The following is a 25,443-nucleotide window of genomic DNA, read 5'->3' as shown; positions in this document are numbered from 1 at the left end:
CAACGTCATGCCCCACCGGCCGTCTCAATTAAGTTGAGCTTGTATATCAAGTTAGGCGGTGTGGATTGACGGTTTCTGCTGCGTTTTGAACGATTATGGGCGCTTCTTCAGTTCCATTGCTCCCGTTGCCAGACTGCAGGGGTCACGCCCACCACCCGTTTGAAAACCCGGGTCAGATGCGCCTGATCGGAAAAGCCCGCGAGCGACGCGACCGTTGTCAGCGATGCGCCTTTCTTTCCGAGCAGCGATTGGACTTTCCTGATCCGCGCCTTCATCTGCCATTGATGCGGAGCCATGCCCGTCGAAGCCTTGAATGCATGGCTGAAATAGGATTGCGACAGGCCCGTCAGATCCGAGAGCTCCTGCAGCCGGATCGTCCGGAGACTATGTTCTTCGATATAGGCCGTCACCAGCCGCAGATGCCGAGCCGATAGCTGGCTGCGTTGCCGCTTCCTAGCCTGGCCGATCTGGAAAAGCTGAACCACAAGCGCCGTCACCAGGCTGTCGCCATAGAGGTCGTTGAGCGGCTGCTCGTTGACGCATTCATCGGCGATGAGACGCGCCAGCCCGGCGACTGCGTCATCCGAGAACATCAGGCGTGGCTTCTGGAAGCGCTGGGTGATGAGATCGTCGCCGAACCGGCGTCTGATAATGTCCAGATCGAAATGGATATCGAGATGGCGCAGATATTCCATCTTGCGCAAGCGGCCCCATACGGGCAGACCGGCCGGAATGAAGCTCATCGGGCAATCAATGCCATGGCTGTTCAGGTCGGAAGCCTTGTCCGTACCGAGTTGAAGCGTTCCTCCGCCGCATTTGTCCAGCACGACGAACAGTCGCGGGTCTTCGGAGATATATTCGCCTCGCGCTTCCGGCTCGCACTTCACCGACCAGACATCCGCCACCACACCCGCCCATGAACGCCATTTGAGGCCGCCGATAACGGACACACCTTCAATCCGGCTCGTCATGCGTGGGTGAAATGTCATTTCCCTTGCCCCGCGGATTTTAACCCTCTACGCCCTGCCGCCAATAGGAAACGACAAGGTGCTGCTTGCGATCAAGCTTGCGCTCCTTGCGCAAATAGCCGCGGATTGCCTTGAATGCCGTGAATTCGCAGCCCGCCCAGGCGAAGATGCGCTGCTGATCCCTGGGAAATTCAACGCTTCTCACCGCGTCCTGCAGGAGCGTGGTCGTGCCTGCCTTGCGGCCATTCCGGTGCAGCCACTGCAGATCGAGCTGGCAGCGATGGTCGAAGCGCTGTTCTTCGAGCGCACTGTCCACTTCGATACGCGCAACGACTTTCGCCTCGGCCGGGAGTTTTTCGATGATGCGGCCGATCGCCGGCAGGGCGGTCTCGTCTCCTGCGAGCAATTGCCAGTCCGCATCCGGCACCCCGCCGCCGCCGGGGCCGGTCAATCCGACAATATCGCCGGGCTGGGCATTCATGACCCATACGGAGCCGGGCGTTTCATCATGAATGACGATGTCGATGTCCACTTCGCCGCGTTCGACGTCGATATTCCTGATCGTATAGACCCGGGCCGTGAGCTTGTGTTCCTCTGCCGGCCAGATCGGCCGGCCATCTTCGCCGGCAATCGGCCATTGCGGCGAGACCTGTTGCGGCGGGATCAGAAGTCGAACATGAAGCCCGCCATAGGAGAAGCGGCGCAGGTCTTTGCCGCGCAGCCGAACCCGCCGCATCATGGGCGAAAGAGTGCTGACGCCGACCACGCTCATTTCCCTGAAATAGGGCAGCGCGCCGCCGGACGTGCCGTCGCCGGCCCAGACGATTTTCGGTCGTTCGCGGCGCGCAAATTCGATCACATGTTCGGCAATCGCATGTTTCATGTATGCGAGGCCGGTCTCGTCATCGCTTTCCGCCGAAAGAAGCAGCGTATCGTCGCCGGCTTCGATCGTGGCGATACCATAGCTCAGTTCGATCTGGCCCTTGTGCCCTGCCTTCGTTACCTCGCCATGCTCCGCAAAATGATTGGTGAGCTTGTTGAAGTAGACGAGAGGGGTCGGAAGACTCACCCGTGCAGTAGCGCTTAATCGAACCTGATCCATTTCCACTCCTCGAAACATGGCTTTGCCGGGCACGGCTTCCGCCAGCATGCCTGTTTCGTATTACCCGACAATAATATGACGCATCAAGTCATATTATTGTTCACAACTTCGGATAGAAGCGATCTCGGAGAAATTCCACCTCTATGGCGCATTGGGTTCAAGAAGCGGATGTGTTATCCCCCTCCCCGCGCCTCACGGCACCCCATGTCAGCAATCAGCACGTGCATCCAATGATAAAACGCTTCTTTGCCTATTACACACCCTATAAGGGCCTGTTCGCGCTGGATTTCTCCTGCGCGGTGCTGTCGGGACTGCTCGAGCTCGGTTTCCCGATGGCGGTGAAGACCTTTGTCGACGATCTGCTGCCGCAGCAGGATTGGACTCTCGTCATAATTGCCTCGCTGGCGCTTCTGGCTCTCTACCTTTTCAACACTGGCCTCAATGCCATCGTCGTCTATTGGGGCCACAAGCTCGGCATCAATATCGAAACCGAGATGCGCCGGAAGAGCTTCGATCATCTGCAGAAGCTCTCCTTCCGCTTCTACGACAACCACAAGACGGGCCACCTCGTCGCGCGGGTAACCAAGGATCTCGAGGAAATCGGCGAGGTCGCCCATCACGGGCCGGAAGACCTGTTCATAGCCGTCATGACTTTCATCGGCGCCTTCTGCCTGATGTATTACGTCAATCCGATGCTTGCGCTCATCACCCTGATCGTCGTGCCGTTCATTGTCTGGGGTGCAGGGCGCTATGGCGGCAGGATGACAGCGAACTGGCAGAACCTCTATCGCCGGGTCGGTGATTTCAACGTCCGGATCGAAGAGAATGTCGGCGGCATGCGCGTGGTCCAGGCCTTTGCCAATGAAGAGCATGAGCGCCAGCTGTTTGCACGGGACAATGCCCGCTACCGCGAGACCAAGCTGGCCGCCTACTGGATCATGGCGGCCAGCACGTCGCTCAATTATATGAGCATGCGGCTCATCCAGGTGATCGTGATGATCGCCGGCAGCTATCTCGTCATAACGGGACAAATGTCCAATGGCGGCTTTGTCAGCTTCCTGCTGCTCGTCACCGTGTTCGTGCGCCCGATCGAGAAGATCAACGCCGTCATCGAATCCTATCCCAAGGGCATAGCGGGTTTCCGGCGGTATACGGCACTTCTCGATACCGAGCCCGACATCGCCGACCGGCCCGATGCCGTGACTGTCTCCAAGCTGCGCGGCGATATCGATTATGCCGGCGTCACCTTCGGCTATTCGCTCGACCGCCCTGCCCTGCGCGATGTCAACCTCAAGATCAAGGCCGGCGAGACGGTGGCTTTCGTCGGCTCGTCCGGCGCCGGCAAGACCACATTGTGCTCCCTCCTCCCGCGCTTCTATGAAGTGGACGCCGGAGCCATATACATTGATGGCACCGATGTTCGCGATATGACCCTCACCTCCCTGCGGAGCCAGATCGGAGTGGTGCAGCAGGACGTGTTCCTTTTCGGCGGAACCATCCGCGAGAACATCGCCTATGGCCGGTTGGATGCCTCGGATTTCGACATAGCGGAAGCTGCGCGGCGGGCGAGACTGGACGCGACGATATCCGCAATGCCCGATGGTTTCGACACGGTGATCGGCGAGCGTGGCGTGAAGCTTTCCGGCGGGCAGAAGCAGCGGCTGGCGATCGCGCGCATGTTCCTCAAGAACCCGCCCATTCTCATTCTCGACGAGGCGACGTCGGCGCTGGATACCCAGACCGAGCGCGAAATCCAGGCCTCGCTGGCGGAGCTTGCCGAGGGTCGTACGACATTGGTGATCGCGCATCGGCTTGCGACCATCCGCAATGCGGACCGTATCATCGTCGTGGATGAAAGCCGCATACTGGAACAGGGCACGCATACGCAGCTGTTGCAGTCCGGCCGCTTCTACAGGAGGCTGTACGATGCCCAGTTCGGCGAGCATGGCACGCCGTCATTGGCGGGCTAGGGTGTCAACCCGGCCAGTGTCCGATCAACGAACGAAACTGACCGGAACGCCGGTGGACGGATGTTTGATGACATCCATGTTGATCCCATAGATGGCGGCAAGGCTTTCCGGCGTCATGATCTCGTCGGGCGTACCACGTGCGATCATCTTGCCCGAATGGAGCGCGATGATCTCGTCGCAGTAGCGTGCAGCCATGTTGACATCATGCAGCACCACGACGACGCCCAGCCCCTTTTGCTGGGAAAGGCGATGGACGAGTGACAATATCTCCACCTGATGAGCAACATCCAGTGCGGAAATCGGCTCGTCCAGAAGCAGCCATTCGGCATCCTGCGCGACAAGCATCGCCAACCAGACGCGCTGGCGTTCGCCGCCGGACAGCGTATCGACGAGGCGGTCGGCAAAACCGCGTATGTCGGTCAGATCGATGGCTTCCTCGACCTTCTCGCGATCGAGCTTGCTGAACCGGCCGAGTGCGCCGTGCCAGGGATAGCGCCCCAGCGCCACGAGTTCCCGCACCAGCATCCCCTCCGCCTGCGGCGTATATTGCGGCAAATAAGCGACCTTCCGGGCGAAAGCGCGCGCGCCCCAATCGTCGATGGGTTGCCCTTCGAAGATGACCCTGCCCGCACTTGGCGCCTGTTGCCGGGCAAGGATCTTGATCAGCGTCGATTTTCCGGAACCATTGTGACCGATCAAACCGGTGACCTGCCGCGACCGCAACGTCAGCGAAAGCGGACGAAGCAGAACGCGGGCCTCCGCCGAAAAGCTGACATCGCCCAATTCCAACAATGCCCCCGCGGAATTGGATGCGGCCTGCCGATCCGTTGAGCTTAATTCGAGATGATCCATCATCGTCCTTTCAGCCGCGCCGTCTAGTTGATCCGGAACGGTACGGTAAAGCTCTGGCGCGCAACCGACACTTCATCCGGCGCGGAGGGAACCGGCGAGGCATTGCGGACAGTATTGAGAACGCTCTGGTCGAGCTGGCTCGAACCCGAACTGCCGACGACGCTGGTAGCGACAATGGAGCCATCGCGCGTCACGACGAAACGGACCGTGACCGTGCCACTGCCATCGGCTCGTGCCCGGCGCGCCTTCCGTCGAAGATAGCTGCTGATGCGATCGCCCCACTTCGCGGCCTGGCGCTCGGCAGCCGCGCTCGATGCGGCCCGTTTTGGCGGCTGTGCAGCCTTCGGCGCTTCGACCTTCGCGGTTTCGATCTTCTTTTCGACCCTCTTTTCGACTTTCTTGACGATTTTCTTTTCGGCCGGCTTCTTTTGAGGTTCCGGTTTTTCCGGCTCGGGCCGAACGACCGGCAACGGCACTTCCACCTTCGGCAGTTCCACCAGTTCCTCAGCCTGTTCCGGAAGCGGCTCCACATCTGGTTCAGGCTCGAGCGCGGCCTGTTCTACCGGCTCCACCTGTTCCTCGGGCTCGGGCTCGATCTCTTCCGGCGGAGTGACCTCCTGCTCGGCCACCTCTTCCGGCTCGACCGGCTCGGCGATTTCTTCTACCGGCTTCGCCACGATCGGCGCGGGCATCGGCTCCATGTCGATGATGATGGGCGCCTGTATGTCTCCGGCTGCCTCATCGATATCGGCCTGCTGGATAGCCAGAGCGGCACCGACATGCAGGCCGGCCACCACGACGCCCGCGGCGGACCAACGCCCGATCTCACGCCAGTCCGTGCCCGAAAATGCAAAGGGGCCTGCGCGCCGCATGGACATTACCCGTTGTTTCCGTTCGATGCCGCCGGTGCGGACTCCAGGCCGACAAGCGCAATCTTGAGATAACCGCTCGACCGGAGGCCATTCATCAGATCCATGAGCGAGCCGTAATCGACAGCCTTGTCAGCACGCAGGAATATCCGGGTTTCCTTGTTTCCGTTGGTCTGGCGGTCGAGGAAACCGCCCAGCGCGTCCGCAGTCAGGACGTCATTGCCCACAGCAATGGATTTGTCTTCCTTCAATGTCACATAGACTGGCTGATCTGGACGCGGGGCGGGCGTCGCCGTCGATGCCGGCAGATCGACATTGATGTCGACCGTGGCAAGTGGTGCGGCAACCATGAAAATGATCAGCAGCACCAGCATGACGTCGATGAACGGCGTCACATTGATCTCGTGGTTTTCCTGCAGATCGTCGTCGGACGAATTTTGCCTTATGCCGCCGGCCATGGGTTTCTCCTATTCAGCCGCTGCGCGAGGCTGCCGCGCTGCGGGCAGATGCGCAAAATCGACGTCGCGGCTGACAAGACGCTCGACGCCGGCAGAGGCGTCCGCCAGGAGCTGGCGATAACCGGTGATCGAACGCGCGAACACATTGTAGATCACGACGGCGGGGATAGCGGCGACGAGGCCGATGGCCGTCGCAAGAAGCGCCTCGGCGATGCCGGGTGCGACAATCGCAAGATTGGTGGTTTGTGACTGCGAGATGCCGATGAAGGAATTCATGATGCCCCATACGGTGCCGAACAGTCCGACGAAGGGTGCGGTCGAGCCGATAGTGGCGAGAACGCCGGTGCCCCTGCTCATGCGGCGCCCGGCCTGCGCTTCGATACGCGAGAGGCGCGACGCCACGCGTTCCTTGAGGCCTTCCGGTCCGACATGCCCGTGAGTGTCGCTGGAGAGGCGGACTTCCTCGCGGGCCGCACTGACGAGCAAGGCGCCGGGTCCGCCCTTCCCTTCCAGCGCGCGCTCGGCGTCCTGGAGCGTGCGCGCGCTTCCAATTGCGTTGAGTGCGCGATAGGCCCGCACGCGAGCGCCAGCGAGTTCCAGTGTCTTAGCGAGCCACACGGTCCAGGTTACGAGCGATGCAAAGGCCAATCCCAGCATGACGGACTTCACCACCCAGTCGGCGGCCATGAACATTCCCCACGGCGACAGATTGTGCGGCAGCGTTCCCGACGCCTGCGACGGCGCAGCGTCAGCGGCGGCGGGAGCCGTAGTCGCGTCCGGCTGGGCCGGTTCTACCGGAGCCGGGGTGGCAGGCTGGACCAGCTGGGGCGTCGTCACCGATGGCTGCGCGGGTGGCGACTGTGTTTCCTGCGCTGAAGCAGGCTGCTGCAGCAGGATCAGCGCAAGGGCAGCGGCGCAGATAAAGCCGAACCTCGAAGTTCGGTTGTCACGGCGGTTTTCGGTCGGTCTTGCGGCTCTTGGTTCCATGTCTGGATATCCCTGTCTTTCCCGTCTGCCTTCAACGAGGCACCGGCTGCACGTACCGGCAGCGGCATTCACGGGCGGGCTTATAATTTATGACTTTAACAATCAAGTATATTCTGAGAAAAATCAACCGCTCAAAGCGCCTAAGGGCTTCTGCACCAGCCGTGCGAACGAGTTCAGCGGACGGAGACCCAGCCTATAGTATGCCCCAGGCGCGGAAGCGGCCTCGCCCGGTGATCTCGCGCATCCCTATTTCGGCAATGAGATTGAGGGCGCCGCGCTGCGATATCTTCAGTTCCTTCGCCACGAGCGCCGCCGATATGATGGGCCGCGCAAGCACGAGGTCGATGAGAGCCGGAAGGCTGGAGGTGGAGCGCCGGTCCTTGAGCTTGCGTTCCAGCTGGACCCTGGCAAGGCTGAGCCGCTCGACTTCCTTGAGGTGAGCAATGCTGGAATCACGGGCGGCGCCGATGAAGGCGAGCAACCGTGTCATCATATCCCTGGACCGGCGCTCGGCTCTCGGAATGTTTTTCAGCCCGGCATTGAAGGCGCCAAGGTGGATGCGCGTCTTGCCCCTTTCGCGCAACATGGCCGATACCAGCAATGGGCCCAGCCAATGTTGATGCTGCAAGGGTTCGATGGTTTCCCACGCATCCCAAAGGATCGCCGCGGCGAGCAGTGGCGGCAGTGCCCGGGAAACATCGTGAACGCCGAGCCATTGCGTGATGCGGGCGTCCTCGTCCCAGTCGGGATCGTAGACGAGCGGGTCGCCTTCCAGCGTGGCGGTGTGGCGGATATCGACGTTCGGCGTACGCGGCAGGCGTGACCGCGGATGGGCGAGCGTCTCGGCGGACCGCTTCATGACTTCGTCGAAGCGGGCAAGCTCTGTCTCGAATTCGAACTCGGCGGCCGATTTTGCTTCCTCGCTCGCCTGCTCCCCTGCCCTCGCCCCCGGCGTTTCGGCCGGCCTTGCGGGTTCCGATATATACTCGCCATCCCTGCGGCCGCGCAGGCTGGCGAGGCCCTTTGCGCTCAGCGCCCAGGAAGGAGGGTTGGAAGCAATCTGGCGGCGGGCGCGCAGTATGGTGTGCGCGATGGTCAATTCATGCGTCGGCGTGCGAATATCCATCCGCGCATCGTGGAGAACGAGGTCCTCGACATGGACGAGTTCGCCGGCGAGCCACATCGCGTTGCATGCCTCGGCGAAATGCGAGCGCTCGATCCAGCCGGTGTTTTCCTTGAGAAGGCCATCCGCGGTCCGGCGGGACGCCTCCCCGGCCTCGGATTTGCGGCTCAGCCGATCATCCAGGCGCGCCAAAGCGTCCTCGGCTTCAACCACCGGTTGGAACAAGGCATTCAACGACAATGCACTAGAATCATAAGCCATTGAATTAAATATAAAGGATGAGGCAAACGGAAGATAGTCTAGCTATAACTTCCGTTGAAGCGGTCGATTGTCAGCCAACAACAACCGTCGCTTTGCCGGGAACCCGGCTATAGAGGTCGATAATATCCTGATTGATCAGGCGGACGCAACCGGATGACATCGACTGGCCAATGGACCACCATTCAGGCGAACCGTGAATACGGTAACCAGTATCCACGCCATCCTTGAAAATGTAAAGCGCCCTCGCCCCGAGCGGGTTCTGCGGGCCGGGCTCCATGCCGTTCTGGTATTTTACCAGCTCTGGTTTGCGCTGGATCATTTCACGCGGCGGGGTCCAGCGCGGCCATTGCTTTTTGTATTGAATATTGGCGCGGCCGCTCCAGAGGAAGCCATCCTTGCCGATGCCGACGCCATATCGAATGGCATCGCCGCCCGGTTGGACGAGATAGAGAAACCGTTCCTGCAGACGGACCACGATCGTACCTGGCTGCTCGCCCGTCGGGTCGACGACGACCTGCCGTCGGAACTGGGCCGGGATCTTCTGGTAGGGTACCGCCGGCAGCGAATACGGGCCCTCCTGCACCGCCGCATACATGACATCGGGTACAGTGACGTTCCTGTCGACGCTGATCTGCGGGCGGATGCCGTTGGTCGGCATCGGGTCTATGTTCATTTCCGGCAGGCTGAGCGTCGTCTGGGTGCAGCCCGCGCTGCCGAGCAGTGCCAGCGAGCCGGCACCCCATAGCAATTGCCGCCGCGTGAAATCCGGGGTGGTGTGTGATTGGGCGTTCGACTTCTGGGCTTCGGACAAGGCGGCATCTCGCTGTTTTGCTACGATCCGGAAATGATAAAAAAATGTGGTTTATAAAACATGAATCGCATTTGCCAGTTGACAGCTGTCAACTCTGCCCCAGCCACCGAGGCGTTGACAGGTGTCAACGCGCCCACTTCGCATAGTCCTAAGGTCCAATTTTCCAAGTCGCCCAGTTTGCGTACCGTGCAACCTGGCATTTCATATGAACTTCCGGTGCCGCCTCTGATTGAGTTCAACCGACAATCCGCCTGAGGAGCCCATGTCCGACAGCAATATTCTCAAGATCGCCGACGCTATCGATACGACAATTCCGCCCGCCCCGAATCCGCTACAGGAGGCCGAGGATTTCATCCAGGCCAATATCACCAAGCCGCTTGCCATATCCGATATCGCCGATGCCGCCGAACTCAGCGTTCGTTCGCTCCAGCGTCTGTTTCGGCGACGCCATGCCTCCTCCCCGCTTCAATATCTGTTGGCGATCCGCATTGCGGCCGCGCGCGACATCATTCTACGCGGAGAGGTTTCAACGGTGCGGGAGATCGCAGCAATGCTGCATTTCAGCAATCCCGGGCGCTTCACCCGGCTGTATCAGCGGAAGTACAAGGAAGTTCCATCCGCCGATCTGCGCAGGGTGCGCCACGGCAATGATCAATAGTAAGCTGCCGACCTATCGAGAAAGTCGTGAAAATGCACGATGACATTGTCCTTGTCGATCAGGATGACCGCATAGGCAGGCGGCTCGTGCGTGATGGCGAGGTCGCCGCCCGAGAAATCGAGCGCCGTCTGGTGGTTGGTGCTGCGCAATATGCTGATGGGGATGCCGCGCCAGCTACCGCCGACCGGCCGATGTGCGTGTCCGGCAAAAACATGCCTGACATTACCGTGGCGCTTCAGAGCGGCGTGAAGCTCGTCAGCCTCGATGATGCCCATGGTGTCGAGCAGAGGAATGCCGATAGGAAAGGGCGGGTGATGGGCGAACAGGTAGACCGGTTCGGCCTTTGCCTCGGCCAATCGCTCATCGAGCCATCGTAGCCTTGCCTGGTCCAGGCGCCCTTCCGGCCTTCCCGGCAGCAGCGTGTCGAGCAGGCACAGAATACCTTCCGGGGTATGGACGATCTTCTGGACGAAGCCATTTTCCGCTTCCGCTTCCGGAAAGACCTCAAGAAACGCGTCGCGGTCATCATGATTGCCGAGCAGCAGATGATGCGGTGGAACCAGCTTCCGCAATTCGCCTGCCAGGATATGGTAGCTATCCACTGCCCCCGTGTCGCTGAGATCGCCGGTGAAGATCACATGGGCCGCATCCGCATGGCACACATTGATATCGGCGATGCAGGCCCGCAGGCGTTCGAGCGGGTCCAGCCCGCACAGCGTCGCTCCGGCTGCGACCAGATGCAAATCCGTAACCTGTATGATCTTCATCAGGCAGCACCCTCATTTCGCAGCGGCAGGTCCGATACGGGCCGCGTGCTGCTGCGAAGCACCAGTTGCGTCGCCAGGCGCACGTGCATGGGCTTGTGCTCCGGTTCTGCTTCGCGCCTGTCGAGCAGCGCAACTGCCTGCTCGGCCATCTGCCTTGCGTCCTGATGGAAGGTGGTCAGTTCATAGGCGCTCCACGACGCCTCGGGTATGTCGTCGAAACCGATGACGGCGACATCTTCGGGTATGCGCAGGTTTGCATGGCGCCGCACGTGATCCATGAGGCCGAATGCCACGAGATCATTGACGCAGAACACCGCCTCGGGCCTGTCCGTGCCTGAGAACAACTGCCTGGCGGCCTCCTGCCCTCCCTGATAGTTGGAGTTGGAGCCGTCGCCGCTCATGACGAGCGCCCCATTTTTCTCGGCTTCCCGCCGGAAACCCCTCTCCCGCTCTATCGTCGTCGGCGTGCGTATCGAGGGCGCGGCGAAGGCGAGCTTCCTGTATCCCGCCGCAAGGAAAAGCCGCGCTGCTTCCCGGCCGGCATCCTCATTATCGACGTTCACGTCGTCGGCGCCGGTTTCCGAGCGCCCGAGCACAATGAGCGGCTGGCCATTGCGCCGTGCAAGTTCAACGAAAGACGAGGGTGGTGAGCCGGAAAGGATGATCGTCGCTTCGGCGCGATAGCCGAACAGGGTCTTCTGCGCGGCAGTCAGTTCCTCTTCCGTATGGCCGGTATTGATGACGATAGGGACGCTGCCACGATGGATGAGCGCTTTCGTCAGCGCTGCGACGAGGTGCGAGCGGTAGCCGAGTTCGGGATCGGTCGCGACGATGCCGACGAGCCTGCTGCGCCGCGCCAGCAGTCCGCGCGCCAGATCGTTGACCTGGTAGCCGAGTGCTTCCGCTGCCGCCAGTATCTTCTCGCGTTTCTTGGCCGAAACGCTGGCGCCGGGCGTAAAAGCCCTGGATACGGCCGAGCGGGAAACGCCGGCTGCCTTGGCGACCTGGACTGCACTTACATAATTGCCGCCGCCCTTGCTGTCTGAGGTCCGTTTGGATTTCATCTCAATGCCCCACTTTGGAAAGAACATCCGCCCGCAAGAATCGCTCGACCACCAACATGAAACCTATCGATGGAATGAGCAACAGCAAGGCGGTTATGGATGCGATCTGGTAATTGCCGCCCGAACTGGCGGTATAGAGGAGGAGGGGGAGGGTCGTCACGTCCGGCGCGCCGACAAAATAGGTCCCCGTGAATTCGTCGAGCGATTCGAGAAAAACGAAAATGGCGCTGGCGAGCAATCCCGGCGCGGCGAGGGGGAGGGTAATGTCGCGGAATGCGCGGAACGGCCCGGCGCCGATGGATCGGGCCGCTTCCTCCACGTCGACGTCCACCGCCGAGAATGCGGCGGTTGCAATCCAGACGGCGTAGACGAGGCCGTGCGTCACATGCACGAGAACAACGCCGGCGATCGTGCCGTTGAGGCCGATCTGATAGAAGAAGCGGGCGATATTCACATAGACCGGCAGGTTCGGGAAGGCTTGCGGAATGAGGAAAGCCAGCAGGAACAGCCCGCGGAAGGGCAGCCGCAATCGCGACAATGCGTATCCGGCCGGGATTGCCAATGCCAGGGAGACCACGACGGTCAGGGATGCGATCATGATGCTCGACCCCAGCGAAACCATCGCATTGCCGCGCGGCGAGAACACCCGCTGCCAGAAACCGAACCCATAGTCGAGCGGCAGCATATGCGGGAAATACCATTTCTCCGCGACGGTCCAGAGCAGGAGGTTGGTGAGGGGGCCGAAGATGATGAACGCCAGCAGCCCGAGCAGCAGAGCCCGGGGCAGCCACCAGAGATCGATGCCGGTCGTCATGAGCGCTCCTTGACTGTCTGCCTCAGATAGAGGAACGCCACGCCGGCCGTCATGACGAGCGATATCAGCCCGAGGGCGTTGGCGACGCCGTAATCCCCATGCGCGTTGATACGGAATGCGATATCCGCTGTCAGCATCGTCGGTGATTGTGCGTTGATCATCAACGGTACGGAAAGCACCGACATCATGGTAACGAACGAAAGAATGAGCCCGACGAGGATCGTTGGCGCCACCTGCGGCACGATAATCTCGACGAGAATTCGAAGACGCGACGCGCCGAGGTTTCGGGCTGCCTCGATGGTGCCGCGATCGAGCGAAGCCATGGCCCCGGAAACGAGCAATGTGACGAAGGGCGTCTGCTTCCAGACGAAGGCGATGACGATGCCGCGCCAATCGAGGAAGCCGACGGTCTGGAGCGGGGTCAAGAGACCGGCGGAGACCAGTATATTGTTCATGAGACCGTTCTTGGCGAGGAACGTCCGCAGGATCTGCCCGACGACGATGAAGGGTATGAACATCGGCCAACGGTAGAGCCACCGCAACACGGCGACGGCGAGCGGGTTCTCGCCGAGTGTCAGATAACCGCCGATAGCGATCGAAAAGACGCCGATGAGCAGCGTCGACGCCGAAACGATCAACGCCGTGAAGATCATGTCGCTGGAATAGAGTTCGAACGACTTGCTGAAATTGCCAAGGCCGAACGCGCCCTCGACCTCGAATGCCCCGATAATGGACGCGAACAACGGCACGATGAAGAACACGATTATCATCGCAAGCGCGGGAAGAACGAGGAGGACCGCAAGTAGGCGCCGCTTCATGGGATGCTCCGGTCTCGGCAAAAGGGGAGGCCGACCGTGGCGCGGCCGGCCGTTTTTCATTAGTTGGCTACATTCTTTTCATAGGCTTCCAGTATAGCCGAATTATAGGGAGCGATGGGAAAGGGCTTCGCCTTGGTTGCAAGGTCGTCGGGGGAAATATCGACGAACAGCTTGTCCCAGCTCGCCTTGTCCAGTTCGGGCTGGACGAATTTGGCGTCGATTCCTGGATACCAGTTGAAGCGTTTGACGATGCCTTCGGCCTGCACCTTGGGGCTCGTCGCCAAGGCCACGAATTTCCGCGCGATCTCCTGGTTCGGGCTCTTGGCTGGAATGACATAGTGCATGGGCTGGCCCGGCATCCCCGGCTCCGGCAGGAAAAGCTTCATTTCCGGCGGCAGTTTTCCGTCGGCCTGCCAGGAGTAGAACATGTCCACCCAGACCGGGCCCATTGCGATCTCGCCGCGGCTCAACATGTCCAGCGTGCCGGCATTGCCGGGCGTCAGGGTCGCATTCGTGCTGAATTCCTTCAATTGCGCGAAAGCCTTCGCCCATTTTTGGGTTTCGGCTTCCTCGAACGGTCCGTTCATAAGCTTGTTGGCGTCGCCATCACCAAAAGCATAGATCCAGCCCATGACGAAGCTGACGCCGGAGGCGCCGCCCTTGATCCCGTTATAGCCGAACTGCTTGGGGTTCTGCCTGGCCCACTCGGCCAGTTCCGCATAGGTCTTCGGCGGGTTCGGGATCAGGGCCGGATTGTAGGCGATTGCCGTCTGGCTCGAGAACATCGGCATGACATAGCCATCGACATTGGTGCCGAGCGCCATCCTGGCCTTGTCGCTGGTCACCATTTCGCCGGACGGTATCTTCGAGCGATAGGCTTCGAGATAGCCGGCCTTGACCATCGGGCCGGCGAACTTCTCGTGCACCACGGCCACGTCCGCGTCCCAGCTTTCCACATTGGCCTTTGCCTGTGCGTCGAAGCGCTCAACGATCTTTTGCGAGCCGGCGTCGCCGGGTCCGGTGCCAACGGCACGGACCTTGACGTCGGGATTCTCCTTTTCGAAGAGCGGCCCGAGATAGTCGTTCACATAGTCGACCATGTTCTGGTCGCCGGCTGTCAGAACGGTGAGGTCCGCGGCGGCGGCTGGCGACATCGCAAGGCCCAGTAAAATGCCGGTATTGATAAATGTTCTCATTTTCGGTCTCCAGAGCAAGATTGCTGACTTCTTCTATTACGGAAACTTAATTGCGGATCGCTTCTGTTTGGCGATCGTTCTCCCCATCGGTACTGGTATTGAAAATAAACAGGGCTGAAGACGGCACATATACTCGCACCTGCTCGTCCTGATTGAATGGCGATGGAGAATCCACGAGGATTTCCCGCCCGCCGATACTGACGCCATGGCGGAAGTGGCCGCCGGGATAGCTGACATTCGCAACGGTACCTGCAAGTTGAAGCCCGCCGGCAAGTTCAAGCCCGCCGGCAAGTTCAGGCCCGCCAGCCTGTGCCGGAGGCGGCTCGCCCGGCCGAAGCAGGGTAGCCGCCTCGCTCCTGAACCGGATTTCCGCGCGTCCGCTCCTCAGATCCCGATGGTGGGGCATCGCAAGGACTTGCTGTCCGGCCAAATCGATCCGCTGGGGACCCACGCTGACCTCCATGTCGAGGAGATTCTCCGCGCCCATGAATGCGGCCACAAAAGGCGAAGCAGGGCGGTTATAGACGTCCTCGGGCGTGCCCTGCTGTTCGATCCGGCCGCGGTTCATCACGACGATGCGATCCGCCATCACCATGGCTTCCTCGCGATCATGCGTCACGTGGATGGCGGTGATACCCAGCCGCTTCTGCAGCGCGCGGATTTCATGGCGCACCGTCAGTCGGATCCGGGCGTCGAGATTGGACAGAGGCTCGTCCAGCAGCAATATTTCCGGATCGATCGCCAGCGCACGACCAAGCGCGACGCGCTGCCTCTGTCCGCCGGATAGCTGGGCTGGCTTCCGGTCGCCCAGCCCGGAGAGGCCGAGCAAGCCTTGCAGTTCGCCGATGCGCGACGTGATCTCCTGCCGGTCGCGGCCTTGCAGCTTCAACCCATAGGCCATGTTCTGGGTTACGGTCATATGCGGCCAGAGGGCGTAGGATTGGAATACCAGTGCCATTCCGCGCTTGTCCGGGGGAAGGTGGGTCACGTTTCGGTCAGCGACCCGGATTGCTCCTTTCACTGGCCTGGCAAAGCCGGCAATGGTGCGCAGCAGGGTGGTCTTGCCGCACCCCGACGAGCCGAGGAGCGCGACGAACTCGCCCTTGCGAATGGCAAGATTCAAGCCGTCCAGTACCGTTGTCGGCCCATAGCCGACACTGATATCCTCGATACTGAGGAAAGCTCCCGCATCCATTTCCGCCCCCACTTGCGCAGCTGTGCATTTTTTCTTGTAATGTCCGTTTATTACACCTCGATGACAAGCGGAAATATCGGCACGGATTTCGGCCGCAGGTGGAGATATTGTTAGCCCGCGCCTTTCGGGCTGAAATGCGCGACGAGCCGGTATGAATCGCCGGGATAGATCATGCGCACATTGGTGATCGGGCGGTCGTCACGCCAGGTCGAGCGTTCCACCTGAAGGCAGGCGGAACCTTCCTTCAGCAGGAGCTTCGCGGCGAGGTCGGCATCGGCATTGAGCGCGGTAATCCGGTTCTCCGCTTCCGACCATGGTACGTGCGTCCGCAGCCACGTGCCGGGCGGCTCGCTGTCGAAGGCTACAGCCGCAACCTCGGGAACGTTCGAAAGATCGATGAGACGGTCTTCGAAGGAATGCACGCGCTGGCCGGACCAGTGCCTGCAGGCAATCGCCAGTATCGGGCGCGGCCGCTCCACGTCCAGCCGCTTCATGTCCATGCGGGTGCTGGTGCGCTGCCGGTGGGAAAGCACTTCGAGAGTGTAGACCTGGCCCGTTGCCTCGACCTCCGCCCTCACATCGGAAATCTCTATCACGGCGGCTTGCGACAAGGGCCGGGAAACGAAGCTTCCCGCCCTCCGGCGCCTTTCGATCAGCCCGGCTACCGCAAGTGCCGAGAGCGCCTTGTTCACCGTCATCCGGGCGCAATCATATTCGATCATCAGTTCCCGCTCGATCGGTATGCGCTTTCCGGGCGGCCATTCGCCAGACATTATCTTGCGTTCGATATCCTGCCTGATACGCGCGGAAAGCTGCCCCTTGGCGCTGTCCGCATCCGTCGCTGGTTCACGCTTCAGGTTTTCCACTGCAGATCCTCAGGCCGACTGCTTGTAAAGCTCGATGAGCAGGGCGTCGCCGGAGCCATGGCAGGCAAGCTCCAATTCCCCGCCTTTCGCGTCATATAGAACCGCGTCGTGTTTTTCGAGCAGTGCCGCATCATGCCCGGTGACCTCGACCTTCACGGCTCCGCCGCTGCAGAACAGGACGACGCAATTTGCGTTTGTCCGAACCGCATGGCGCTCATTGCCGCCGATTTTCGTCACATCGTGGCTCCAGCGGCCGCGGCGGGTCATCACGTTCAAGTCGGTCAGGGCTTCACCCTCGAGGACGGCATCCACGCGGACGTCACCCGGGAAGTCGAAAGGGGGAGAAGCGGGCGACAGACGCACTTTCCGCTGCTCGCCGAAATGAAGCGTCATCGCGGCACCCTCGATGACGGTCAGGGTGCGATCGATCCCGTCGAACTCGGAAAAGGCGCCGTCCGACGACACCTGCGCCATGCTGACCCGCCAGTCGAAATCGCTCAAGGCCGCCCCTTCCGGGAACACCATGATCTCGGTCGTGACACCGCCGCCGTTCTTCCACGGCGTCTGCCGATAGGTGCTGGACCGAAATATCCTCATCAGCCGAGTATGCCGGGCAGGTTGAGGCCCTTGTCCCTGGCGCATTCGATCGCGATTTCATAACCGGCATCCGCGTGACGCATCACGCCAGTTGCGGGATCGTTCCAGAGCACGCGGCCGATGCGCTCGGCGGCATCGTCGGTCCCGTCGCAGCAGATGACCATGCCGGAATGCTGGGAATACCCCATGCCGACACCACCGCCGTGATGCAGGGAAACCCATGTCGCGCCGGATGCCGTATTGAGGAGAGCGTTCAGCAATGGCCAGTCGGACACGGCGTCGGAACCGTCGCGCATGGCTTCCGTCTCCCTGTTGGGCGAGGCAACCGAACCCGAATCCAGATGGTCCCGCCCGATCACGATCGGCGCCTTCAATTCGCCATTGCGCACCATCTCGTTGAAGGCAAGGCCCAGGCGGTGCCTGTCGCCGAGACCGACCCAGCAGATACGCGCCGGCAATCCCTGGAACGATATCCGCTCGCGCGCCATGTCCAGCCAATTGTGCAGATGGGTATTCCCCGGCGTCAGTTCGCGGACCTTGGCATCGGTCTTGTAGATATCCTCCGGGTCGCCGGACAGTGCCGCCCAGCGGAACGGTCCTATGCCGCGGCAGAACAGCGGCCTGATATAGGCCGGAACGAAGCCCGGAAAGGCGAAGGCGTTCTCCAGTCCCTCATCCTTGGCGACCTGGCGGATATTATTGCCGTAGTCGAGCGTCGGGATGCCCTGGTTCCAGAAGGCGATCATCGCCTCCACATGTTCCCGCATGGAAGCGCGCGCCGCCCGCTCGACCGCCTTCGGGTCGCTTTCGCGCTTCTGCCGCCACTCCGCCAGTGTCCAGCCTTTCGGCAGATAGCCGTTGATAGGATCGTGGGCCGAGGTCTGGTCCGTCACGATGTCCGGGCGCACGCCCCGCCTTACGAGTTCAGGCAGGATCTCGGCCGCGTTGCCGAGCAGGCCGACCGACTTGGCCTCGCCGGCCTTTGTCCATCGGTCGATCATTTCCAATGCTTCGTCGATGGTCGATGCCTTGGCGTCCAGATAGCGGGTGCGCAACCGGAAATCGATGGAATCGGGATTGCATTCAACCGCGAGACAGCATGCGCCTGCCATCACCGCGGCAAGCGGCTGGGCGCCGCCCATGCCGCCAAGGCCGCCGGTCAATATCCACTTTCCCTGGAGATTGCCGCCATAATGCTGGCGTCCGGCTTCGACGAAGGTTTCGTAGGTGCCCTGCACGATGCCCTGGGTGCCGATATAGATCCACGAGCCGGCGGTCATCTGGCCATACATCGCCAGGCCCTTCTTATCGAGCTCGTTGAAGTGATCCCATGTCGCCCAATGCGGCACGAGGTTGGAATTGGCGATGAGCACGCGTGGCGCGTTCGAATGGGTCTTGAACACGCCGACCGGCTTCCCGGATTGCACCAGAAGCGTCTCGTCCTCGTTGAGGTTCTTCAACGTCGCAACGATCTTGTCGAAATCGTCCCAGGTCCGTGCGGCCCGGCCGATACCGCCATAGACGACGAGTTCATTGGGATTCTCCGCCACATCCGGGTCGAGATTGTTCATCAACATGCGCAGCGGCGCTTCGGTCACCCAGGTTTTCGCATTGAGCTCGGAGCCGCGCGGGCTGCGGATCTCACGAATATTGTGCCGTGGATTGTTCATCATCTGCTCCCCAGCTTTATTGCTGTCTGTTCGAGAATTTCCAGAATGTCGCGCAAATGCCGGCGCAGCCGTTCCGCCTTGCCCTCGTCATAGTCAAAGGGCGGCGCTTCGGTGCCGAGATGCGACGATTGCGTCAACTCCATCTGTATGGCGTGCACGCCCTTGTCGGGATTGCCGTAATGGCGCGTGGTCCAGCCGCCCTTGAAGCGGCCATTGATCACCGCGTCATAACCCCGTGCCGCAAACACGATGCGGCCGACGGCGGAGGCGATCTCCGCGGAACAGCTTTTGCCTTCATTCGTGCCGATATTGAAATCCGGAAGTTTTCCCTGAAACAGAAACGGAATATGCGAGCGTATGGAGTGGCAATCATAGAGAATGCACAGGCCGTGCTCCGCATGAACGCGCTCGATCTCCTGCGCCAATGCCTGATGATAGGGCGCATGATAGGTCGCAAGGCGCGCTCTGGTATCGGCCGCCGTGGGCCGTTCGCCGCTGCGCCAGATCGGCTCGCCGTCGAAATCCGTCTCGGGAATGAGCGCGGTCGTATTCTGGCCGGGATAGAGGCTGACGCCTTGCGGATCGCGATTGGCGTCGATCACATAGCGATGAAATACCGCCCGCACCGTCGTGACGTTCGGAAGAAGGTCGCTGTAGAGCCTGTCGATATGCCAGTCCGTATCGGCGAGCAGCCGGCCATTGTCGTTGAGCCGCTCCTGGATATCGGCCGGCACGAAGGTGCCCGTATGCGGAAATCCGAGGATGATCGGCGAAGAGCCGCGTGTCGTCTCGACCATATTCATGGTGCGGTATCCAGTTCTGGAAGGATGCCGGACGATATTGCCGCGTTGAGGCCGCCTGAAGCAACCAATTCGGAAGCGGCCGCCAGATCGTTCGCCATGTAGCGATCTTCCTCAAGCTCCGGCACTGCATTTCGGATCGCCGCATGGGCATTGGTCAGCTCCGAGCTCGTCTTCAGCGGCGCGCGCAAATCGATGCCCTGTGCCGCGGTCAATGCCTCGATGCCGACGATGGCGAAGAGGTTCTCCGTCATCTGCAGCAGCCGCCGCGCCCCATGGCAGGCCATGGAGACATGATCTTCCTGGTTGGCGGACGTCGGCGTCGAGTCCACGGAGGCAGGATGGGACATCTGCTTGTTCTCGGACATGAGCGCGGCGGAAGTGACCTCGGCAATCATCAGGCCGGAATTCAGCCCGGGCTTCTTGGCGAGGAAAGCCGGCAAGCCGTAGGACAGCGTCGGATCGACCAGCAACGCAATCCGGCGCTGGGCGATCGATCCTATCTCGCAGATGGCGAGGGCGATCTGGTCGGCGGCGAAAGCAACGGGCTCGGCGTGGAAATTGCCGCCCGAAACCACCGCGCCATCGCTGAGGACGAGCGGATTGTCCGTCACGGCATTGGCTTCGATCTCGAGCGTCCGCGCCGCCATTCGCAGCAGATCGAGGCATGCGCCATCGACCTGCGGCTGGCAGCGAATGCAATAGGGGTCCTGCACGCGCTCGTCGCCTTCGACATGGCTGGCGCGGATCGGCGAACCTTCGAGGAGACGCCGCAACGCCGCGCCAGTGTCGATCTGGCCGCGATGTCCGCGCAATGTGTGGATTTCCGCTTCGAACGGCGCGGACGAACCCATCGCCGCATCGGTCGACAAGGCGCCGGTGATCAGCGCCGACTGTGCGGCACGATGGGCGCGGAACAGGCCCGCCAGCGCCAATGCCGTCGAAACCTGCGTGCCGTTGATCAGAGCCAGACCCTCTTTTGCCGCAAGCACCACCGGCGTGAGGCCAGCCCTGGCGAGACCGTCGCGCGCTGCCATGCGGGCGCCCTCCACGACGACTTCGCCTTCGCCGATCATCGCGGCGGCCATGTGGGCCAGCGGCGCCAGATCGCCGGATGCACCAACCGAACCCTTCTCGGGTATGACGGGAATGACACCCTTCGAAAGCATGTCTTCGATCAGCCGGATCAGTTCCATACGGACGCCGGAAGCGCCGCGGCCGAGGGAGATCAGCTTGAGCACCATGATCAGCCGCACGATATTTTCCGTCAGCGGCTGGCCGACGCCGCAGCAATGCGAGAGAATGAGGTTGCGCTGAAGCGTTGCGACATCCGCAGCCTCGATCTTGATCGACGCCAGCTTGCCGAAGCCGGTATTGATGCCATAGACGGGGGCGTTCCCCGCGGCGATATCGGCGATACGGCGCGCGGCAGCTTCGACGCCGGCATGGCAGGCAGTATCGAGCCGGGCGGGAGCGCCGGTCCAGTAGAGCTCGGCAAGAACAGCCAGCGGGACATTGCCGGGTTGAAGTGTGACGGTCATCTGTTGGTCGTCTTTCCTTGAAATATCCGTTCATGCAGGGGATTGAAGCCGATCCGATAGGCAAGCTCTGCCGGCTGCTCGACATTCCAGACCGCGAAATCCGCGGATTTTCCCGTTGTGAGCGTGCCTGTCCGATCGAGAATGCGGAGTGCCCGTGCCGCCTCGCGGGTCACTCCGGCCAGTGCTTCCGCCACGGTCAGGCCGAACAGCGTGCAGGCCATGTTCATCGTCAGGAGAAGCGAGGTGAGGGGGGATGTTCCCGGGTTGCTGTCGGTGGCGATGGCAATGCGCGCGCCGGCATTTCTCAGCGCCGCTACCGGCGGGGCCCGCTCCTCGCGCAGCGCATAGAAGGCGCCGGGAAGCAGGACGGCGACGGTTCCGGCATCCGCCAATGCGCGCGCGCCCTCATCATCCAGATATTCGAGGTGGTCGGCGGAGAGTGCTCCATGGGAAGCGGCGAGCTTTGCGCCGCCAAGGTTGGAGAGCTGTTCGGCGTGAAGCTTGACCGGCAGGCCGAGCCTTGCCGCCTCGTCGAATACCCGCGCAATCTGCTCCGTCGAGAATGCAATGCCTTCGCAGAAACCGTCGACCGCGTCGACCAGACCTTGCGCATGCGCAGCAGCCAGGCCGGGGATGACGATTTCGGCGATATAGTCGTCCGCTCTTCCCTTATAGTCGGGGGGCGTGGCGTGCGCGGCGAGATAGCTCGTCACTATGCGCACCGGCCGATGCCGCGCAAGGCCACGCGCCACGCGAAGCATCTTCAATTCGGCTTCGATGTTGAGCCCGTAGCCGGATTTTATCTCGACCGTCGAGACACCTTCGGCCAGGAGTGCGTCCAGTCTCGGAAGGGCCTGGGCCGTCAGCGCGTCGTCATCGAGTTCGTTCGTGGCCTTGACGGAAGAGACGATGCCGCCACCGGCGCGGGCGATCTCCTCATAGCTGGCGCCGTCCAGCCGCATCTCGAATTCGCGTGCGCGGTTGCCGCCATAGACGAGGTGGGTGTGGCAGTCGATGAAGGCGGGGGTGATGAGGCGGCCCTGCACATCGGTGATGGCAGCGTCCTTGGCGAGATCGGCCGGTAGCTCAGCCCTTGGCCCGGCGAACGCGATCACGCCGTTCCTGACCAGCAAGGCTCCGTCTTCTATCGGTTCGGCATTGCCCTCTTCGAGCGTGGCAAGGCGGGCGCCCAGCCACAAATGTCCCGGAACCACCTCAGGATCTGCGCTATTATTCTCTCCACCCATCGAGCTTTGTGCCTTTCCTTCTCCCTCCAATATGTATAGACATAATTAAACCCAACGCAAACGATTTTTCTGTCACGGGAGGAACCATGGCCAGCGTATTTGCAAAGACTCTCCTCACGCCGACCGGCTGGAAGAGCAATGTGCGGATGTCGTTCGACGATCGAGGCATCCAGTCGCTGGAGCTTGACGGCGTTGCTTCCGCCGCCGACGAACGCCATGAAATCATCATTCCCGGAATGCCGAACCTTCACAGCCATGCGTTCCAGCGCGGCATGGCCGGGCTGGCGGAAACCCGCGGGGCGGGGGAGGACAGTTTCTGGAGCTGGCGCGATATCATGTATCGCTTCGCCCTATCCATGACGCCGGACCATGCGCAGGCCTTCGCAGCGCAGCTCTATGTGGAAATGCTCGAAGCCGGCTTCACCAAGGTCGGCGAGTTCCACTATCTCCACCATGATCTGGACGGAAGCCCCTATGGCGACATTGCCGAAATGGCGGCGAGGATAGCCGGGGCGGCGGCCGAGACCGGCATCGATTTGACGCTGCTGCCGGTATTCTATGCCCATTCCACCTTCGGCGGCGCCGCCCCGAATGAAGGCCAGCGCCGCTTCGTCAATTCGCTGGCGAGTTTCGAAAAGCTCTACGCCCGCTGTGAACGGATAATCGGCGACATGCCGGGAGCCAATCTCGGCGTCGCGCCGCATAGCCTGCGCGCGGTGACGCAAGCCGAGCTTGCCGCGGTGACGCGATTGGCGGGAAGCGGCCCAAAGCATATTCATATCGCCGAGCAGATGAAGGAGGTGGACGACTGCCTCGCCTGGTCCGGCAAACGGCCGGTGGAATGGCTGCTCGATCATGCTCCTGTCGATGCGAGCTGGTGCCTCATCCACGCCACCCACATGACCGCCGACGAGACGCAGCGCATGGCACAATCAGGGGCGGTGGCCGGGCTTTGTCCGGTGACGGAGGCCAATCTCGGCGACGGGATATTTCCGGGCACGGCGTTCATCGCCGCCGGCGGCGCCTATGGCGTGGGTTCGGATTCCAATGTCCTGATCGGCATAGGGGACGAATTGCGCCAGCTCGAATATTCGCAGCGTCTGCTGCACCGCTCGCGCAATGTCATGGCGGGCCAGGCGGGATCTACCGGCCGCGCGCTCTTCGACGGTGCATTGCGGGGCGGCACCACAGCGCTCGGCGCCGAGAGCGGCCTTGAAGTCGGAAGGCCGGCCAGTTTCGTCAGCCTTTCCGCCGATGTAGCGGACGTCTATGCGGGGGATGCGGCACTCGATGCCTGGATTTTCGCCAATGCGGTCAAGCCGCATGATGTCTGGGTGCGCGGCAGGAAGCTGGTATCCGAAGGCCGCCATGTCCATCGCGGCGAGATCGAGACGCGCTTCTCGTCGGCGCTGCGGCAGGTGATCTCGGCATCGCAATAGCCGGCGGCAAGCGCGCCTGTCTATGAGGGCTTGCGCCCGTACAATTCCCGCAATTCATCCTTGGCCCGCTCGAGCACGCGCTTCTGCTTCTGCGGAAGCTTGGTACCGGCCCGATTGACATAGAATGTCAGCATCGACATGGCGGAGCGAAACGGGCTTGATTTCCGCCGGTCGGACGCTTCCGCCGATTTCTTCAACGATCGGGCGATTTTCCTTGGGTCGTCGGCCTCGAAGACATTCTCCTCAAGGTCGAGTGCGTCGCTTTTCTCGGTCACTTCCTGCGACCATTTCTTCTGCGCGGGCATGAAACACTCTCCATTGCGAATTGTGTTGTTGATCAACATGATCAGCCGGAATTTGTTCCTTGCCCGGAAAGCATCGGTTATAGATCATCGACAATGCCGGGCTAGCGAGGGGGCGAGACGCATCACATGACGATTGAAACGACCAGAGCCGATATCGAATATGCTTTCCGTTTGATCTTGGGACGACAGATGAACGAGGAAGAAAGCGGGCATTATGGCTATGCGGGCAAGCCGCTTGAAGACATAGTTCGCATGTATCTGAACTCGCTCGAGTTCCAGAATCGCCGCTTGCTCGACCCGCCCGGCGCGAAAAACCTCGAAAAGGTGTTTCTCAACGATGCGTGGATCTATGCCGATCGCGCCGATCCCGATGTGGGCAGCAATGTTGCCGGCGGCAGCTATGAGCCGAACGTCACGCGGATCGTGAAGGAACTCGTGAAACCCGGCATGCGGGCGCTCGATATCGGCGCCAATATCGGCTATTTCACCATGCTGCTGGCGAAGCTCGTCGGCACGACGGGGCGTGTCCTGGCCATCGAGCCGAACATCGAAAACGGCAGGTTGCTCACCGCCAGCCGCGACGCCAATCAGTTCAGCCAGGTAGAAATCCTGCTGACCGCTGTCGGCGATCGGACGGACGTGCTTTCGCTGAGCGGTTCCGGCTCCAATGGCACGACTGCGACGCTGCAAGCCGGACAGTCACTTGAAATCAAGCGGCTGATACCCTGTGTGCGTCTCGACGGCATCCTGAAGAGCTGGGATCGCATCGATTTCATCAAGATCGATATCGAGGGCGCCGAGGTGAAGGCGTTCAACGGCATGATCGATATTCTCAGGCAGTTCCGGCCCATTATCGTCAGCGAGTTCAGCCCGAGCCTTATCGGCTGGATTTCGAGCGTGACGCCGGAGACCTATCTCCAAATGCTGATCGGGCTCGGATATCGTATCAATGTCATCACCGAGGACGGCGAACTCGTCGATCGCGGCCACGACGTCGAAGCAATCATGAACGATGTGGAGACTGCCGAGGGCGACCATATCGACATAGTCGCGCTGCCTGCCTAG

25 protein-coding genes are annotated in these 25,443 nt (G+C 61.2%); 4 read left to right on the top strand and 21 right to left on the bottom strand.

What is annotated here, in order from left to right:
- Window positions 1-107 precede the first annotated feature (107 nt).
- On the bottom strand, window positions 108-989 hold the full coding sequence (locus OSJ75_RS18505) for a helix-turn-helix domain-containing protein (protein WP_267229052.1): 882 nt from the start codon (window positions 987-989) through the stop codon (window positions 108-110).
- A 19-nt stretch (window positions 990-1,008) separates the two neighbouring features.
- Window positions 1,009-2,070 (bottom strand): siderophore-interacting protein, encoded by a 1,062-nt coding sequence (locus OSJ75_RS18500; RefSeq protein ID WP_267229051.1) that lies wholly within the window; start codon window positions 2,068-2,070, stop codon window positions 1,009-1,011.
- Between the two features lie 230 nt (window positions 2,071-2,300).
- On the opposite strand from OSJ75_RS18500, the gene OSJ75_RS18495 reads away from it, so the two are divergent.
- The gene (locus OSJ75_RS18495; RefSeq protein WP_267229050.1) at window positions 2,301-4,040 is read left to right on the top strand and encodes an ABC transporter ATP-binding protein; all 1,740 of its coding nucleotides are present in this window, start codon (window positions 2,301-2,303) and stop codon (window positions 4,038-4,040) included.
- A 24-nt stretch (window positions 4,041-4,064) separates the two neighbouring features.
- Here the strand turns inward: OSJ75_RS18495 and OSJ75_RS18490 are convergent, their stop codons facing one another.
- From OSJ75_RS18490 to OSJ75_RS18465, 6 genes are all read right to left on the bottom strand, one after another.
- The gene (locus OSJ75_RS18490; RefSeq protein ID WP_250019819.1) at window positions 4,065-4,892 is read right to left on the bottom strand and encodes an ATP-binding cassette domain-containing protein; all 828 of its coding nucleotides are present in this window, start codon (window positions 4,890-4,892) and stop codon (window positions 4,065-4,067) included.
- A gap of 23 nt (window positions 4,893-4,915) precedes the next feature.
- Entirely contained in the window at window positions 4,916-5,764 is an 849-nt protein-coding gene (locus tag OSJ75_RS18485; protein WP_267229049.1) for an energy transducer TonB family protein, read from the bottom strand.
- Window positions 5,765-5,769: 5 nt separating this feature from the next.
- Window positions 5,770-6,219, bottom strand: coding sequence for a TonB system transport protein ExbD (gene exbD, locus OSJ75_RS18480; protein WP_250019780.1), 450 nt, complete (start codon window positions 6,217-6,219; stop codon window positions 5,770-5,772).
- A gap of 9 nt (window positions 6,220-6,228) precedes the next feature.
- The gene (exbB, locus tag OSJ75_RS18475) at window positions 6,229-7,206 is read right to left on the bottom strand and encodes a tonB-system energizer ExbB (protein WP_267229048.1); all 978 of its coding nucleotides are present in this window, start codon (window positions 7,204-7,206) and stop codon (window positions 6,229-6,231) included.
- 193 nt (window positions 7,207-7,399) lie between these two features.
- Window positions 7,400-8,590 (bottom strand): RHE_PE00001 family protein, encoded by a 1,191-nt coding sequence (locus OSJ75_RS18470; RefSeq protein ID WP_267229047.1) that lies wholly within the window; start codon window positions 8,588-8,590, stop codon window positions 7,400-7,402.
- 70 nt (window positions 8,591-8,660) lie between these two features.
- On the bottom strand, window positions 8,661-9,401 hold the full coding sequence (locus tag OSJ75_RS18465) for a L,D-transpeptidase (RefSeq protein ID WP_267229046.1): 741 nt from the start codon (window positions 9,399-9,401) through the stop codon (window positions 8,661-8,663).
- A gap of 262 nt (window positions 9,402-9,663) precedes the next feature.
- Here OSJ75_RS18465 and OSJ75_RS18460 point away from each other — a divergent pair, with 262 nt between their 5' ends.
- Window positions 9,664-10,059 carry a helix-turn-helix domain-containing protein gene (locus OSJ75_RS18460; RefSeq protein ID WP_267229045.1) on the top strand — a complete coding sequence of 132 codons (396 nt, stop codon included), beginning with the start codon at window positions 9,664-9,666 and terminating at the stop codon, window positions 10,057-10,059.
- Here OSJ75_RS18460 and OSJ75_RS18455 read toward each other — a convergent pair.
- The 12 genes from OSJ75_RS18455 to hutI all read right to left on the bottom strand — a co-directional run bounded on the left by OSJ75_RS18455 (window position 10,053) and on the right by hutI (window position 22,634).
- Complete coding sequence (locus OSJ75_RS18455; protein WP_267229044.1) at window positions 10,053-10,826, bottom strand: phosphodiesterase; 774 nt, start codon at window positions 10,824-10,826, stop codon at window positions 10,053-10,055. The genes OSJ75_RS18460 and OSJ75_RS18455 overlap by 7 nt on opposite strands.
- Entirely contained in the window at window positions 10,826-11,890 is a 1,065-nt protein-coding gene (locus tag OSJ75_RS18450) for a LacI family DNA-binding transcriptional regulator (RefSeq protein WP_267229043.1), read from the bottom strand. Before OSJ75_RS18450 ends, OSJ75_RS18455 begins: the two co-directional genes overlap by 1 nt.
- 1 nt (window position 11,891) lies before the next feature.
- Window positions 11,892-12,704 (bottom strand): ABC transporter permease, encoded by an 813-nt coding sequence (locus OSJ75_RS18445; protein ID WP_267229042.1) that lies wholly within the window; start codon window positions 12,702-12,704, stop codon window positions 11,892-11,894.
- Complete coding sequence (locus OSJ75_RS18440) at window positions 12,701-13,522, bottom strand: ABC transporter permease (RefSeq protein WP_267229041.1); 822 nt, start codon at window positions 13,520-13,522, stop codon at window positions 12,701-12,703. Before OSJ75_RS18440 ends, OSJ75_RS18445 begins: the two co-directional genes overlap by 4 nt.
- A gap of 59 nt (window positions 13,523-13,581) precedes the next feature.
- Window positions 13,582-14,718, bottom strand: coding sequence for an extracellular solute-binding protein (locus OSJ75_RS18435; protein ID WP_267229040.1), 1,137 nt, complete (start codon window positions 14,716-14,718; stop codon window positions 13,582-13,584).
- Window positions 14,719-14,764: 46 nt separating this feature from the next.
- Window positions 14,765-15,913: an ABC transporter ATP-binding protein gene (locus OSJ75_RS18430; RefSeq protein ID WP_267229039.1), complete on the bottom strand. Its 1,149-nt coding sequence runs from the start codon at window positions 15,911-15,913 to the stop codon at window positions 14,765-14,767.
- A 110-nt stretch (window positions 15,914-16,023) separates the two neighbouring features.
- Window positions 16,024-16,770, bottom strand: coding sequence for a UTRA domain-containing protein (locus OSJ75_RS18425; protein WP_250019820.1), 747 nt, complete (start codon window positions 16,768-16,770; stop codon window positions 16,024-16,026).
- 18 nt (window positions 16,771-16,788) lie between these two features.
- Entirely contained in the window at window positions 16,789-17,376 is a 588-nt protein-coding gene (locus OSJ75_RS18420) for a HutD family protein (protein ID WP_267229038.1), read from the bottom strand.
- Window positions 17,376-19,046, bottom strand: a complete 1,671-nt coding sequence (hutU, locus tag OSJ75_RS18415) for a urocanate hydratase (RefSeq protein WP_267229037.1) — start codon at window positions 19,044-19,046, stop codon at window positions 17,376-17,378. Before hutU ends, OSJ75_RS18420 begins: the two co-directional genes overlap by 1 nt.
- Entirely contained in the window at window positions 19,046-19,849 is an 804-nt protein-coding gene (gene hutG / locus OSJ75_RS18410; RefSeq protein ID WP_267229036.1) for an N-formylglutamate deformylase, read from the bottom strand. The genes hutU and hutG overlap by 1 nt, the downstream gene beginning before the upstream one ends.
- Entirely contained in the window at window positions 19,846-21,387 is a 1,542-nt protein-coding gene (hutH, locus tag OSJ75_RS18405; protein ID WP_267229035.1) for a histidine ammonia-lyase, read from the bottom strand. The genes hutG and hutH overlap by 4 nt, the downstream gene beginning before the upstream one ends.
- Window positions 21,384-22,634 carry an imidazolonepropionase gene (hutI, locus tag OSJ75_RS18400; protein ID WP_267229034.1) on the bottom strand — a complete coding sequence of 417 codons (1,251 nt, stop codon included), beginning with the start codon at window positions 22,632-22,634 and terminating at the stop codon, window positions 21,384-21,386. The genes hutH and hutI overlap by 4 nt, the downstream gene beginning before the upstream one ends.
- Before the next feature lie 86 nt (window positions 22,635-22,720).
- Here hutI and OSJ75_RS18395 point away from each other — a divergent pair, with 86 nt between their 5' ends.
- Window positions 22,721-24,073 carry a formimidoylglutamate deiminase gene (locus OSJ75_RS18395; protein ID WP_267229033.1) on the top strand — a complete coding sequence of 451 codons (1,353 nt, stop codon included), beginning with the start codon at window positions 22,721-22,723 and terminating at the stop codon, window positions 24,071-24,073.
- A 20-nt stretch (window positions 24,074-24,093) separates the two neighbouring features.
- On the opposite strand, the gene OSJ75_RS18390 is transcribed toward OSJ75_RS18395, so the two are convergent.
- Window positions 24,094-24,378 (bottom strand): DUF3175 domain-containing protein, encoded by a 285-nt coding sequence (locus tag OSJ75_RS18390; RefSeq protein ID WP_267229032.1) that lies wholly within the window; start codon window positions 24,376-24,378, stop codon window positions 24,094-24,096.
- 189 nt (window positions 24,379-24,567) lie between these two features.
- Between OSJ75_RS18390 and OSJ75_RS18385 the strand changes: the two genes are divergently transcribed.
- Window positions 24,568-25,443, top strand: a complete 876-nt coding sequence (locus tag OSJ75_RS18385) for an FkbM family methyltransferase (RefSeq protein ID WP_250019804.1) — start codon at window positions 24,568-24,570, stop codon at window positions 25,441-25,443.

This window comes from Phyllobacterium sp. 0TCS1.6A (genome assembly GCF_026420825.1).
GTDB lineage: Bacteria > Pseudomonadota > Alphaproteobacteria > Rhizobiales > Rhizobiaceae > Phyllobacterium.
Note: the sequence above shows the minus strand (reverse complement) of the source record. Positions and strands in the feature narration are given on the sequence as shown.